Here is a 12,912-nt window from a genome sequence, read left to right as displayed (position 1 = left end):
AATTTCCATACAAATGCGGGCGGATTGCGATAGCCGCCTTCGGTAGCATTCCGCAGCCCACCGCGATGGAACTCGATGCGCCCGGACGGCAGATGTGCGGCCCTCGCGCCCCACAGGAATCACAGCATGCTCAAGTTCACGATCCGTATATTCGTGGTCGCCGCCATTGCCTATATCGCCGCCTCCCAGCTCGTGAACCGCAGCCTGGAATACCTGCTCGATTCGGTCAGCGCCGACCTCTCCTACCAGGCGGTGCGCGGCCAGATGTATGCGCTGCACAAGGAGCTGGACCCGATCGAACCCGAATCGCGCGCCGCCTTCATCCGCGATTCGCTGCGGCCCCATTACGGGCTGGAGCTCAAGCTGGTGACGCCGGAACGGATCGAGACCACCGAGAAGGAACGGCAGGACTTGGCCACGCGCGGCTTCATCATGCGCGACGAGTACAACACCTATCTGGCGCCCCTGCCCGGCGAGCCGCGCCAATGGCTCGAAATGCGCCTGCCGGGCGAACCGTCGCTGGAAAAATGGATCACCTGGGGCGCCTGGCTGGCGCTCTGCATGGTGCTGGCGATGGTGCTGCTGCTGTTGTGGGCGCTGCCGGTCTGGCGCGACCTGGATGCCCTGCGCAACGCCACGCTGCGCATGGGCCAGGGCGACCTGGCGGTACGGGTGCGGCTTTCGCATTTCTCCGGTATCCGGCACGTCGGCGAGAGTTTCAACCAGATGGCCGAGCGCATCGCCGCGCTGGTGGAAAACCAGCGCAGCCTGACCAACGCGGTTTCGCATGAACTGCGCACGCCGCTGGCGCGGTTGTCTTTCGAGGTCGACATGCTCGGCCAGGAAAAATTCCTGCCCAAGCGCGACCAGATCCTGCACGACATGCGCACCGACATCGGCGAGCTCGAGGCGATGGTGGGCGAACTGCTGGTGTACGCGCGGCTGGAGCGCCCCGCCGAAGACGTCGTCACCCAGGAAACGGTGGACGTGCGCGACTGGCTGGGCGAAGCGCTGGCCCAGGTCGCGCACCAGGCCGACGCGCGCGGGGTGCGCTGCCACGTGCGCGATGGCCTGCCGGCCCATGTCCAGCTACATCCGCGCTACATGAGCCGCGCGCTGCTGAACCTGGTGCAGAACGCGGTGCGCTACGCCAGCGGGCGCATCGAGATCGCGCTCACCAGCTGCCCCGCCGGGGGCTACGAATTGGTGGTGGACGACGACGGCCCGGGCATCCCGCTTGAACACCGCGGGCGCATCTTCGAACCCTTCATCCGCCTGGACGAAAGCCGCGACCGCGGCACCGGCGGCGCCGGCCTGGGCCTGGCCATCGTCAAGCGCGTCGCCGCCAGCCACCAGGGCACGATCGAGGTGCAGGACAGCCCCCTGGGCGGCGCGCGTTTTGTCCTGCGGTGGCTGTCGGCGCCGGTGACGGCGGATTGATCGCCGCTTCCCCGCCGCCCCGGCGAACGGCGCCCAAGGCTGCATGGCCCGTATCAGAACACCAGCGTGGCCGAGGCCATGAAGGTGCTGCTGCTGTCCAGGCGATTGGTGCTGCTGATGGTCGGCACCCAGCGCAGCCCGAGCGACAGCGATCGTTTGTCGGCCAGTTTGCGGTCGTAGGTGATGACCGGGCCGAGCGCCCAGTCGCGGCCCTTGAAGCCGTTCAGGCGATCCGCCGTCGGCCCGCTGTCGCTGCCCAGCTGCTGCTGCGTGCCCAGCACCAGCCCCACGGCCAGCCCGTTCGAAAAGGTCTTGCGCCCCATCACGTCTATGCCGAAGATCGGCGCGTTGCGGTAGTCGGTATCGTTGTTGCGGGTGTAGAACTGCACGCTGGCGACCGTGTCGAGCTGCAAGCCCGACTGCGGGAAGATATGGGTATAGGCCACCTGCGGGATGAAGGTCCAGTTGTTCAGGCTGGGATTGGCCAGGGCGTTGGCATCGTACTTGCCAGTGGGCGCCCACACGTTCAGGCTCAGCGCCATGTGCGAGGTTTCCGAAAAGTGGTAGCCGGCGATGATCGGCGAGAAATACAGGTCGAACAGGTTGGACGCGGTATCGCTCTCGCCCGTGCTGCGGCCCAGCGGCCCGGAAGCCCGCGCGTTCACCTTGGTCCAGACATAGGGCAATGTGACGCTGGACGCGAAGTTCCAGCGGCCCGGCCCGGTGTCCCAGGTCTTGAGCAAGGTGGCCAGCGTGAACGCCACCTTGCCCTCCACGTCGGCCGACACGCGCTTGCCCAAGGGCACGTCGCGGCCGCCGCCGACCTTGCCGTCCAGGTAGATCTCGGCGAAGTTCACCGCCCAGATGGGCTCGGGCGACACGATGCCGGCATTGGGCTGCACGCTGGTGCCCGTCACCTGTCGCCCCAGCGCGCCTTCAGTGGCATGCGCCGTGAAGGGCACGGCCAGCAGCGCCGCAGCCAGCAACGAAACGCCGCAAGAGCGCGAACTGCGATGACGCGACACTATCGACATGCTGCGACTCCCGCTGGGTATTGAAGGGGATGCGCGCTGCCGCCGAACAGCCTGGGCGTGTCGTGATTCTGGAAATTGAGCGAAGGAGCGAGATTGAGCGGATTATTGCTCTGGTTTGCGTCGTCCGCCGATTGCGCCCAGGCCTGGGCGCCGAGACATAATGGCGCGCAGGCGCCGATCAAGGCCAGAAAGCCTGGCCGTCCCCTTGTTCTGCCCGCAAACAACATCGTGCCCATGCTTCGTTCCCCATTGAATGGTTCATCGTGCAAAGACAAATTCGCTGCTGGTGCCGCCGATTTATTCGGCCCTTGCTGAATGAAAACTTATTATTAGCGGGCCGAAATTTTCGACAATATTCTCATAATCTTTTGAATTGACCAATAGTGCGATCAATCACGCCGTCGCCCACCCGGGTTGAAACGAATGCGTGGCCGCCCGTCGCCGTGAGAATACGGGAATGCCGCCACGGCATTCCCGCAGCGCGCGTGTAAACCACAGGCGGCGGCAGGCCGCGATCAGGCCGCGCCGGTAGCGGCGGTGGCGTCGGTCGCCTTGCGCGCATGGACCTGGTCGATGCGCAGGCCGTCGCGGCGCGTGACCTCGAAGCGCCAATCGCGCCATGCGACCACATCGCCGGTTTCCGGGATACGCCCCTCCGCCCTCAGCAGCAGGCCGGCCAGCGTGGCGTCATCGGCGTCATCGGCCAGTTCCGCCGCGTCCAGCAGCCGCGCCGCCTCGGCCAGCGCCAGCCGGCCATCGAGCAGCCATGATCCGTCCGACAGTTGCAGCGCCTCCGGCGGCGCCTCGGCATGTTCCGGAAGCTCGCCCGCCACCGCGGTCAGCACGTCCATCGGCGTCACCAGCCCTTCGCACACGCCGTGCTCGTCCACAACGATCAGCATGTGGTCGCGCGACGCCCGCAGTTCGTCCAGCACCTTGAGCACCGGCGTGGTTTCCATCACGTAGCGCGGCTCGCGCGCCAGTTCCACCAGGTCGATGGGGCCGGGGTTGCGCAGCAGCGCCAGCAGGTCCTTGAAGTGCAGCACGCCCAGCACGTTGGCCGGATCACCGGCGCACAGCGGCAGGCGCGAGTGGCCCGAGGCGAACTTGCGCACGATATGGTCGGGTGTGTCGGCGACATCCAGCCAGACCATGTCGCCCCGCGCCACCATGATGGCGCGCACGTCGTGCGCGCCGATGGCCAGCACGCGTTCGATCATCGAGCTTTCCTCCGGCGCGAACGCCGGTTCCTCGCCGACGCTGTCCACCAGCGCCACCACTTCGTCAGCCTGCTGCGGCACGTGGCCGCCACGGCCGGCGCGCAACAGCCGCAGCACCGCCTGCGCGGTGCGCTGGCGCCGTCCCAGGGCGTGCGTGCCCTTGGCGCGGTTGCGGCGCGCCAGCTGGTTGCACAGCTCGATGAGGATCGAGAAGCCGATCGCGGCGTACAGGTAGCCCTTGGGCACATGGAAGCCCAGGCCCTCGGCCACCAGGCTGAAGCCGATCATCAGCAGCAGGCCCAGGCACAGGATCACCACGGTCGGATGGCGGGCGACAAAGCCCATCAGCGGACGGCTGGCCAGCATCATGACGGCCATCGCCACCACCACCGCGATCATCATGATGCTCAGGTCCTGCACCATGCCGACCGCGGTGATCACCGAGTCCAGCGAGAACACCGCGTCCAGCACCACGATCTGCAGGATCACCTGCCAGAACACCGCGTGCTGCGGCTTCTGGCCGGAATCGTGAGCGCTGCCGCCCTCGACCCGTTCATGCAGTTCCATGGTGCCCTTGAACAGCAGGAACAGGCCGCCCAGGATCAGAATCAGGTCGCGCCCGGAGATCTCGGCGCCCAGCACCGTGAACAGCGGCGCGGTCAGCGTCACCACCCACGCGATGCTGGCCAGCAGGCCCAGGCGCATCACCATGGCCAGCGTCAGGCCGATCATGCGGGCGCGGTTGCGCTGCGCCGGCGGCAGTTTGTCGGCCAGGATGGCGATGAACACCAGGTTGTCGATACCCAGCACGATTTCAAGAATGACCAGCGTCGCCAGGCCAAGCCAGGCGGTCGGGTCGGACATCCAGTCGAAAATCATCAACGTTCCACAAAGAAAATTCGGGGCGGGCGGGCGTGGGCGCCCGGCAGCCCGCAAGCCGTCGGCAGGGACGGACGGGAAAGCAAGGGATCAGGGCCCGCGGCCCGTCCGGGAATCGCGGGCAAGAGGCGGCCCGGCGGCGCGCGTCCGCCTATGCGTGGCGTCGGCGCCGTCGCGCAATCATGGGGAGTCGGCCAGCAACGGCCGGATGCCGGAAGTCGGCAGGGAGGAGAAACCGGGCGCCGCTGCGTGAGCGGCGCCGTACTAGGAGGCGGGTCGTCGGTCATAGATGGCGAAACCGTCCTTGCTTGCCGTGGCAAACGCGGGCCGCATGTTCCGCCGCGCTCTCATTCTTTCAGGAACCTGAATATTAGCTGAAATGTAAAGAGAAGAAAAACCCGGGTTGGCCCGGATGCGCCAGTTGTCGCGGCCCCCAAATCAGTGACAAACTCAGCACACGAACACATATGCTGTCGCGGGATCCCTTTCACTCGGGAGCCGAACGCTCCGGAGGTCGTTGCCTCGCGGGCCGCAGCGCCGCAGGGCAAGCCTCGCCGGACGCCGGCTCCGCCGCTGGAGCGATGCATGGACGACCAACCAGTTTCCGGACGGCGCGGATTGCTCAAGGCCCTGGCCGTGGGCCTGCCCGGCGCCGCGTGGGCCCCGCGGCCCCAGGCCGCGCCCGAGCCCTCCCCGCCCGCCGCCGAACCGCCGAACCGCACGCTCAAGTTCTTCAATGCGCAGGAAGCCGCTGCCATGGACGCGATCGCCGCGCGCCTGATTCCGGCGGACGAGCTCGGCCCGGGCGCCAAGGAAGCCGGCGTGACCCAGTTCCTGGACGGCCAGTTGGCGGGCGCCTGGGGCGCGGGCGAGCAGTTCTATCGCCAGGGGCCGTTCGAAAGCGGCACCCCCGAACAAGGCTACCAGCTGTCGTTCACGCCCGCCGAGATGTTCCGGCGCGGCCTGGCCGCGCTGGACGCCGCCACCCGCAGGCAGGACGGCAAGCCCTATGCCGAACTGGACGCCGCGCGCCAGGACGCCTGGCTGCATGACATGCAGGCCGGCAAGCCCGACTTTTCACCGCTGCCATCGGACGTGTTCTTCCAGGCGCTGCTGGACGCCACCATCGAAGGCTTCTTCTCCGACCCCTTGTACGGCGGCAATGTCGACATGGTGGGCTGGAAGCTGGTGGGCTTTCCAGGCGCCTATGCGTCATTTTCCAACGACATCGAGCGCCATGGCGTGATCTGGGCCGGCAGGCCCGTCTCCATCGCCAACGCGCGCGGCCACATGGGCAAACCGGGAGACGGCCATGGCTAAGACGCTGCCCGCGGTGGATGTGGCGATCGTCGGCGGCGGCTGGACCGGCGCCATCATCGGCAAGGAGCTGGCGGCCGTCGGCCAGCGCGTGGTGGTGCTCGAGCGCGGCGAGGCGCGCTGGCCCTCGCCCGACTTCCAGGGCCCCTACGTCCATGACGAACTGAAGTACACGCGGCGCCACGAACTGCACCAGAACGCGGCGACCGAGACCTTCACCTTCCGCAACAACACCGACCAGAAGGCGCTGCCGATGCGCCGCTGGCAATTCGCCTATCCCGGCACCCACCTGGGTGGCGCCGGCAACCATTGGTCCGGCGCCTATTACCGCTTCGATCCCACCGATTTCCGTCTGCGCAGCCACTACACCGAACGCTACGGCGCGAAGATCTTCGATCCCGAACTGACCTGCCAGGACTGGCCGCTCACCTATGACGAACTGGAACCCTATTTCGACCGCTATGACTACCTGATCGGCGCTTCCGGCCAGGCTGGCAACATCAAGGGGCAGAAGCAGGAAGGCGGCAACCCGTTCGAGCCCTGGCGTTCGCGGCCCTACCCCAACCCGCCGATGAAAGTGCCGTACGCGCCGGCGCTGTTCGGCGAGGCCGCCAGACAGCTCGGCTATCACCCCTATGTGCAGCCGTCGGCGCTCTGTACCCGGCCCTACGTGAACAGCGAGGGGCTGCACATGAGCGCCTGTGTGTATTGCGGCTTCTGCTCCAACTTCGGCTGCGAACATTTCGCCAAGGCTTCGCCGCAGGTCTGTATCCTGCCGGTGGCGCTGAAGCTGCCGACCTTCGAGATCCGCACCGGGGCCCACGTGCTGCGGGTCGAACTGACGCCCGACAAGAAGCGCGCCCGCGGCGTGACCTACGTGGACGCGGCCGGCGCCGAGATCTTCCAGCCGGCCGAGATCGTGGTGCTGTGCGCCTTCGGCATCAACAACGTGCGCCTGCTGCTGCTGTCCGGCATCGGCCAGCCCTACGATCCGGTCACGGACAAGGGTGTGGTGGGGCGCAACTACACCCACCAGACCACCTCGGGCGTGAACCTGTTCTTCGACGAGTCGGTGAACATCAATCCGTTCATGGGCGCGGGCGCCGTGGCCGTCACCATGGACGACTTCAGCGCCGACAACTTCGATCATGGCCCGCATGGCTTTGTCGGCGGCGGCTATCTGCAGATCCAGGTGGTCAGCGGCGCGCCCATCGGCTTTCACCCCACGCCCAAAGGCACCCCGGCCTGGGGCGCCGAATGGAAGAAGGCGGTCAAGCGCTACTACAACCACGCCGCCAACATCACCATCACCGGCTCGGCCCAGCCGTGGCGCGGCGGCTACCTGAGCCTGGATCCGACCTACAAGGACGCCTGGGGCCTGCCGCTCCTGCGCGTCACCTACGACTTTCCCGACAACGACATCCGCATGTCGGCGTTCCTGACCGAGCGCGGCGACGAGATCGGCCGCGCCATGAAGGGCGTCACGCGCACCGAGCCCGGTCCTCGCAAGCGGCCGTTCTCCGCCACGGCGTACCAGTCCACCCATCTGACCGGCGGCGCCGCGATGGGCAACGACCCGGCCACCAGCGTGGTCAACCGCTACGGCCAATCCTGGGACGTGCCGAACGTCTTCGTCACGGGCGCAGCCTTGTTTCCGCAGAATTCGGGCTACAACCCCACGGGCACGGTAGGCGCCACCGCCTACTGGATCGTCGAGAAAATCAAGGCGGACTATCTGCGTTCGCCAGGGCGGCTGGTGTCATCATGATCGAACATCGCAACGGCATCCTGATCGCGGTGGCGCTGATGGTGGGCGTGCCCGCCATCACGCTGGTCGCCACCCTGCACCAGATGTTCGGCACTGGCGGCGAGGGCCCCATCCGGGCCAGCGCCGTCCAGGCCCCCGCGGCGGCGGCGCCGGCCGCATCGCCATCGCCATCACCATCGACAGCGGCGCCGACACAGGCCCCCCGCGCCGCGGCCGGCGCCACCCCGCCCGCCTCCGCCGCGGCAACGCCAGCCGCGCCCGCGCCGGTGCCCGGCCGCGGCGCGCTGGACTTCAGCGCGTCACGGCCGGTCTGGGAAGGCTATCTGCGCGGCGCCGACCCGGAACAGGGCAAGCAACTGGCCGCCGCCGGCAAGCCGGCCGCCGGCGTGCAGGCCTGTGTCGCCTGCCACGGCCAGGCCGGCATCACCCCCAGCGGCGGCATCTTCCCCAATCTCGCGGGACTGACCGCCGAGTACATTGCCAAGCAATTGGCCGATTTCCGCCAGGGCACGCGCAAGCAACCGCTGATGAACACTATCGCCCAAGGGTTGAGCGAGCAGGAGATCGGCCAGTTGGCGGCCTACTACGGCAGCCTGGCCGGGCCGCCACTGCACGTGGGCGAAGCCGGCGGCGAAGCGGCGCGCAAGCTGGACCAGGTTGGCGACGGCACCCGCGCCCTGCCCGCCTGCGCCAATTGCCATGGCCTGCGCGGCCTGGGCGAAGGCCCGCTGCTGCCCCGGCTGGCAGGCCAGTCCAAGGAATACTTCGCAGACCAGATCAACGCCTTTCGCAACGGATCGCGACAGAACGACGACGTCGGGGTGATGCGGGCGTTCGCGCAACGCCTGACCGACAGCGAGGTCGAGGCGCTGGGCCAGTATTACGCCGGCACGCGCTGAAGCCATCGCGGTGCGCGGCGGGCCCGGGCAAGCAGCCGGCCCATTGCCGCGCCGCTTGCGGCGCGCGCGCCGCCGCCGACGTGTCGAACAGGAATTTTCCCTTGGTGTTTTCCCTTATCCGTTCTTATAATTGCGGCACCTTCAACCACCCCGAGATCATTGTGGACAACGACGGATGTAGTCGATACACGACTGCTTGCGCCGCTTGACGCAGGATCCGCAGAGTTTTCTGCCGAGTCCTGCGTAAAGCCAGGACAAGGCCATCCGGCCCGGACACCAGCCCGCTCGCGCGCGCATCGACCGGCCCCGGCCCTCTCCCCCATCAGCTTGCCGACGCGAATCGCGGGCCTTGTCGCGCCCGCGCCGCGACCGGCTGGCGGCGCATGCATGTGGACCTTCCACCGTACTCCCCCTGGAGACGACCATGCGCATCAAGAAATTCCTTCCCTTCCTGGATGGCGGCGCCGCCGTGCGCGGCATGACGCCGGCGGCCCCGGCCGCGCGCGCCGCCACCCCCACCTACCAGTTCACCATCGTCAGCGTCGCCGACACGCTCAACGCCCTGCGCAAGCAGCTGTACTTCGAACTGCAGGCGCTCGACCTGCGCGTGCTGAACGTACGCATCTCGCGCCAGGAGGCCGGCCAGCTCGCCAGCACCACGGTCACGCTGCAGTGCCCGCCGCAATTGCGCGGCCTGCTCAGCGCCGTCGCCCTGCGGCTGGGCCAGAGCCCCGACGTGCGCCGGGTGCATTGGGAAAACGAGGACGGCGCCCGCATTGCCGTGCTGCCCGCCTGAGCCATGGAAAGGAGACTGTCATGAAAGACCCGTACAAATGCCTCCTCGTTGCCCGGGTGGTTGCATTGCTGCTGCTGTGGCTGGTGGCCTTCGGGCTGACGCTGGCCTCCGTCTGGCAATTGCCCTGACCCGGTCCGATACGACGCGACCTGCCGAATCCGAGAACAACAACATGAAGAACTTCGAAAACATCCAGCTGCTGACGCTGGCCAATACCCTGATCAGCCTGGCGACGGCATTCGTGCTGGGCTCCATCGTCGGTTTCGAGCGGCAGTACCGCCAACGCACCGCGGGCCTGCGCACCAATGCGCTGGTGGCGGTGGGCGCCGCGATCTTTGTCGACATGGCCTTTCGCGTCGGCGGTCCCGACGGCGGCGCGCGGGTGATTTCCTACGTCGTGTCCGGCGTGGGATTCCTGGGCGCCGGCGCCATCATGCGCGAAGGCGGCAGCATCCGCGGCCTGAACACCGCCGCCACGCTATGGGGTTCGGCCGCCATCGGCGCCTGCGCCGGCGCCTCGCTGATCCTGGAGGCGCTGGCGGCCACCGCCTTCGTGCTGGCCGCCAACACGTTGCTGCGGCCGCTGGTCAGCCACATCAACCGCCAGCCGGTGGATGCGCAGACCACCGAAGTCACGACCGTGATTCACGTCATCGCGCACGTGGACCAGCGCCAGGCTGCCATGACCGTGCTAGAGGACGTGCTGGAGGCCGAGCAACTGCCCCTGTCCGAACTGAAGATCGACCAGTTCGGCGAGAACGAGGTCGAGATCGAGGCCGCGCTGAGCGAGGCATCGGTCGACGAACTGGACCTGGACCGCGTCACGGCCCGCATCGCCGCCGCCCCGGGCGTGCGCACCGCCTTCTGGGCCGCCCGCACCGTGTAGTTCCCGGGCGGCGGCAAAACCTTCTAGAATGGGCGTCGACCATGCGCCCCCGCTTCATGCCCCTTGCCCGCAACGCCGCCTGCCTTTGGCTGGTGCTGGCGCTGTTTGCGCTCAAGGCGCTGGTGCCGCCGGGCTTCATGCCCGCGACGCCGGGCGGCGGCACGCTGATCCAGTTGTGCTCGGCCGCCGGTCCGGTCTGGGTGGCCGGCCCCGCCAAGCGCGGCGACGCGCCCGACGAACGCCACGCGGCGCAGGCCGCCACCTGCCCCATGGGCGCCATGCTGGCCGCGGTGGCGCTGCCCTCCGCGCCGGCGGCGCTGATCGCGGCCAGCGCCCTCATGACCCATCCGCTGGCGGCGCGCGCGCCGCCGGCCGTGGCCGAAGGTTCCCCGCCCGGCCCGCCACTGGGCGCCCGCGCCCCGCCCGCTTTCCCGGTACCCCGCTGATCGCTCCGCCGCGCCACGCGCGGCTTCATTGGCTTACCGAGAAATTCCATGTTCCATTCCCCCGCCAGGACGCCGCGCGTCCTGACACGGCGCCTGGCCGTCTGGGCCACGCTCGCCTGCGCCCCCGTCGCGCAGGCGCAATCCACGCCTCCCTCTTCTTCACCCCCCGCTGCGTCCACGCCGCGCGACGTCGCCACCCTGCCCGCCATCGCCGTGTCCGCCGATGCTCCCGCGCCCACCCTGCTCGAGCCGGCCAGCACGGGCACGCTGCTGGGCCTGCGGCCTTTCGATACCCCGGCCAGCATCGAAATCCTGGACAACGAACAACTGCGCGCGCGCGGCGCGGTCACCGTCACCGATGCCATCACGCAGGCCGCCGGCCTCAGCGCCATGCGCCATCCCGGCAACGGCGGCTCGTCGCTGTCGTCGCGCGGTTTCACCGATTCGAACTCCGTTGCGCAGTTGTACGACGGCGTGCGCCAGTTCGGCGGCGTCGGCCAGACCTTCCTCTACGATCCCTGGGCAGTCGACCGCATCGAAGTCCTGCGCGGCCCGGCCTCGGTGCTGTATGGCGAGGGCGCCATCGGCGGCGTGGTCAACGTGATTCCCAAGAAGCCGACCCGCGGCCCGATCGAGAACGAAATCCAGACCACCGTCGGCACCCACGACACGCAGCGCCTGGGCTTGGGCAGTGGCGGCGCGCTCGATGACAAGTGGTCGTACCGGCTCGACATCAGCGGCAACCATACCGATTCCGGCCTCAGCCTGGGCGACTCGCGCGATTTCGCCGTGACCGCGGCGTTGCGCCTGGACGTCTCGCCCGACCTGAATTTCACGCTGACACAGGCCTACGCCTGGCAGGAGCCGACACGTTACTTCGGCACCCCGCTGATCGACGGCAGGATCGACTACGGCCTGCGGCGCCAGAACTACAACGTGGCCGACAGCAAGATCATCTACCGCGACAACCGCACCGAGCTGAAGGCCGAATGGTCGCCCAACCCGGCAGCCCGCGTGCGCAGCCGCGTCTACTACATCGGCAGCGACCGCGACTATCGCGACGCCGAGAACTACACCTGGCAACCCGCCAGCGGCCTGATCCAGCGCAGCGCGTACACCGATATCCGCCACGACCAGCAGCAGGTCGGCACGGTCACCGACGCCGCCTTCGACGGCCATCTCTTCGGCCTTGCGAACAAAGTGGCGGTCGGATTCGAGCTGAACCACGCCTCGTTCAAGCACACCAACAATTCGCCGTACTCGGGCACCTCGCTGGTGGATCCGTACGATGTCGACCACGGCCGCTTCATCAACCTCGCCGGCACCACGCCGCGCTACCGCAACACCGCCGACCAGTACGCCCTGTTCGCCGAAGACCGGCTGATGCTGACACCCGGCTGGTCGGTGCTGGCGGGCTTGCGCTATGACCACATCGACCTGAAGCGGCGCGACCTGGTGGCCGGCCAGACCGCCTTCGACACCACGTTCAACAATGTCGGCTGGCGCGTCGGCACGGTCTACGACCTGCTGCCCACCCTGTCCGTCTACGGCCAGTATGCCGAAGCCGCCGACCCGGTCGGCAGCCTGTTGTTGCTGTCGCCGGCGAACAAGGACTTCGAGTTGTCCAAGGGACGCCAGGTGGAAGTCGGCCTGAAGCAGACGTTCTGGGACGACAAGGGCCAGTGGACCCTGGCCGCCTACCATATCCGCAAGGATCACCTGGTGAGCCGCGATCCCAATGACCCCGCGTTGCGCATCCAGGTCGGCAAGCAGTCCTCGCGCGGCCTGGAAGCCACGCTGGGGGTCGAACTGACGCCGGCTTGGCGTGTCGACCTGAACGCGGCCGTGCTGCGGGCTCGCTATGACGATTTCAGCGAATCGGTCAACGGCGTCGCCGTGTCGCGCGCCGGCAATGTGCCGACCGACGTGCCGCAACGCGTGGCCAACGCCTGGGTCAGCTGGAAATTCGCGCCGCAATGGACCGCCAGCGCCGGCCTGCGCTACGTCGGCAAGCGCTACGCCGACGCCGCCAACCGGCTGGAAATGGCCGGCTACACCACCACCAACCTGGCCCTGCAATGGGAACCGCGCCGCGACTTGAGCCTGGCGTTGCGGGCATTCAACGTGTTCGATCGACAGTACGCCGAGACGGCCTACTACAACCAGACGCAGTGGCTGCTGGGCGAAGGCCGCCGGGTGGAATTGAGCGCGAACTACCGCTTCTGAC

The 12,912-nt window shown here is 67.9% G+C and carries 10 protein-coding genes; 8 read left to right on the top strand and 2 right to left on the bottom strand.

The window, feature by feature from the left end; translation table 11 throughout:
- The first annotated feature begins 126 nt into the window (after positions 1-126).
- Positions 127-1,440 carry an ATP-binding protein gene (locus AT699_RS13955; RefSeq protein ID WP_024068810.1) on the top strand — a complete coding sequence of 438 codons (1,314 nt, stop codon included), beginning with the start codon at positions 127-129 and terminating at the stop codon, positions 1,438-1,440.
- A 53-nt stretch (positions 1,441-1,493) separates the two neighbouring features.
- Here the strand turns inward: AT699_RS13955 and AT699_RS13950 are convergent, their stop codons facing one another.
- A complete protein-coding gene (locus AT699_RS13950; RefSeq protein ID WP_024068809.1) occupies positions 1,494-2,474 on the bottom strand; it encodes a SphA family protein in 981 nt (326 codons plus the stop codon).
- A gap of 515 nt (positions 2,475-2,989) precedes the next feature.
- Positions 2,990-4,573 carry a TerC family protein gene (locus AT699_RS13945; protein WP_024068808.1) on the bottom strand — a complete coding sequence of 528 codons (1,584 nt, stop codon included), beginning with the start codon at positions 4,571-4,573 and terminating at the stop codon, positions 2,990-2,992.
- Between the two features lie 585 nt (positions 4,574-5,158).
- Between AT699_RS13945 and AT699_RS13940 the strand changes: the two genes are divergently transcribed.
- From AT699_RS13940 to AT699_RS13910, 7 genes are all read left to right on the top strand, one after another.
- A complete protein-coding gene (locus tag AT699_RS13940) occupies positions 5,159-5,893 on the top strand; it encodes a gluconate 2-dehydrogenase subunit 3 family protein (RefSeq protein ID WP_020927604.1) in 735 nt (244 codons plus the stop codon).
- Positions 5,886-7,658, top strand: a complete 1,773-nt coding sequence (locus AT699_RS13935) for a GMC family oxidoreductase (protein WP_006386359.1) — start codon at positions 5,886-5,888, stop codon at positions 7,656-7,658. The genes AT699_RS13940 and AT699_RS13935 overlap by 8 nt, the downstream gene beginning before the upstream one ends.
- Positions 7,655-8,557: a c-type cytochrome gene (locus AT699_RS13930; RefSeq protein WP_024068806.1), complete on the top strand. Its 903-nt coding sequence runs from the start codon at positions 7,655-7,657 to the stop codon at positions 8,555-8,557. Before AT699_RS13935 ends, AT699_RS13930 begins: the two co-directional genes overlap by 4 nt.
- A 424-nt stretch (positions 8,558-8,981) precedes the next feature.
- Positions 8,982-9,353 carry a hypothetical protein gene (locus AT699_RS13925; protein WP_024068805.1) on the top strand — a complete coding sequence of 124 codons (372 nt, stop codon included), beginning with the start codon at positions 8,982-8,984 and terminating at the stop codon, positions 9,351-9,353.
- 172 nt (positions 9,354-9,525) lie between these two features.
- Positions 9,526-10,239 carry an MgtC/SapB family protein gene (locus AT699_RS13920; RefSeq protein WP_006386356.1) on the top strand — a complete coding sequence of 238 codons (714 nt, stop codon included), beginning with the start codon at positions 9,526-9,528 and terminating at the stop codon, positions 10,237-10,239.
- 41 nt (positions 10,240-10,280) lie between these two features.
- Positions 10,281-10,685, top strand: coding sequence for a DUF2946 family protein (locus tag AT699_RS13915; RefSeq protein ID WP_045953145.1), 405 nt, complete (start codon positions 10,281-10,283; stop codon positions 10,683-10,685).
- Between the two features lie 48 nt (positions 10,686-10,733).
- Complete coding sequence (locus AT699_RS13910; RefSeq protein ID WP_024068804.1) at positions 10,734-12,911, top strand: TonB-dependent receptor; 2,178 nt, start codon at positions 10,734-10,736, stop codon at positions 12,909-12,911.
- Position 12,912 lies beyond the last annotated feature (1 nt).

The organism is Achromobacter xylosoxidans, assembly GCF_001457475.1.
Taxonomy (GTDB): domain Bacteria; phylum Pseudomonadota; class Gammaproteobacteria; order Burkholderiales; family Burkholderiaceae_B; genus Achromobacter; species Achromobacter xylosoxidans.
This window is presented reverse-complemented; position numbering and strand designations above follow the sequence as displayed.

What these genes read in the sequence shown, in the direction of transcription:
- AT699_RS13955 (WP_024068810.1), top strand. Translation starts at nt 127, where the DNA reads ATGCTCAAGTTCACGATCCGTATATTCGTGGTCGCCGCCATTGCCTAT.
- AT699_RS13950 (WP_024068809.1), bottom strand. Translation starts at nt 2,474, where the DNA reads ATGTCGATAGTGTCGCGTCATCGCAGTTCGCGCTCTTGCGGCGTTTCG.
- AT699_RS13945 (WP_024068808.1), bottom strand. Translation starts at nt 4,573, where the DNA reads ATGATTTTCGACTGGATGTCCGACCCGACCGCCTGGCTTGGCCTGGCG.
- AT699_RS13940 (WP_020927604.1), top strand. Translation starts at nt 5,159, where the DNA reads ATGGACGACCAACCAGTTTCCGGACGGCGCGGATTGCTCAAGGCCCTG.
- AT699_RS13935 (WP_006386359.1), top strand. Translation starts at nt 5,886, where the DNA reads ATGGCTAAGACGCTGCCCGCGGTGGATGTGGCGATCGTCGGCGGCGGC.
- AT699_RS13930 (WP_024068806.1), top strand. Translation starts at nt 7,655, where the DNA reads ATGATCGAACATCGCAACGGCATCCTGATCGCGGTGGCGCTGATGGTG.
- AT699_RS13925 (WP_024068805.1), top strand. Translation starts at nt 8,982, where the DNA reads ATGCGCATCAAGAAATTCCTTCCCTTCCTGGATGGCGGCGCCGCCGTG.
- AT699_RS13920 (WP_006386356.1), top strand. Translation starts at nt 9,526, where the DNA reads ATGAAGAACTTCGAAAACATCCAGCTGCTGACGCTGGCCAATACCCTG.
- AT699_RS13915 (WP_045953145.1), top strand. Translation starts at nt 10,281, where the DNA reads ATGCGCCCCCGCTTCATGCCCCTTGCCCGCAACGCCGCCTGCCTTTGG.
- AT699_RS13910 (WP_024068804.1), top strand. Translation starts at nt 10,734, where the DNA reads ATGTTCCATTCCCCCGCCAGGACGCCGCGCGTCCTGACACGGCGCCTG.